At 54.8% G+C, this 755-nt stretch carries 1 rRNA gene; it reads left to right on the plus strand.

The features are described from left to right. Window positions 1–740: ribosomal RNA gene (locus tag NE473_RS30060) — 23S ribosomal RNA — on the plus strand; the annotation flags it as partial. Window positions 741–755 lie beyond the last annotated feature (15 nt).

Raw genomic sequence — 755 nt, forward strand, 5'->3', positions numbered from 1 at the left:
TGGAGCCATTGTTGGGATACCACCCTTGCGGTATTGGGTTTCTAACCTGCGGCCATGACCTGGCCGGGGGACAATGTCAGGTGGGGAGTTTGACTGGGGCGGTCGCCTCCGAAAGGGTATCGGAGGCGCTCAAAGGTTCCCTCAGAATGGACGGAAACCATTCGAAGAGTGCAAAGGCATAAGGGAGCTTGACTGCGACACCGACGGGTGGAGCAGGTACGAAAGTAGGACTTAGTGATCCGGTGGTATAAAGTGGGATTGCCATCGCTCAACGGATAAAAGCTACCCTGGGGATAACAGGCTTATCACTCCCAAGAGTTCACATCGACGGAGTGGTTTGGCACCTCGATGTCGGCTCATCGCATCCTGGGGCTGAAGTAGGTCCCAAGGGTTGGGCTGTTCGCCCATTAAAGCGGTACGCGAGCTGGGTTCAGAACGTCGTGAGACAGTTCGGTCCCTATCCGGCGTGGGCGTAGGATATTTGAGAGGAGCTGTCCTTAGTACGAGAGGACCGGGATGGACTGACCTCTGGTGTACCGGTTGGGTATCAAACCCATGGCCGGGTAGCCAAGTCGGGAAGGGATAAACGCTGAAGGCATCTAAGCGTGAAGCCCCCCTCAAGATGAGATATCCCATCGCAAGAGTAAGACCCCTTGAAGACGACGAGGTAGATAGGGCAGAGGTGGAAGTGCGGTAACGTATGGAGCTGACTGTCACTAATAGGTCGAGGGCTTAACCAAGTTGGTTTAGGAAAA

The sequence above is a fragment of the Hungatella sp. SL.1.14 genome (assembly GCF_024460495.1).
GTDB lineage: Bacteria > Bacillota > Clostridia > Lachnospirales > Lachnospiraceae > Hungatella > Hungatella hathewayi.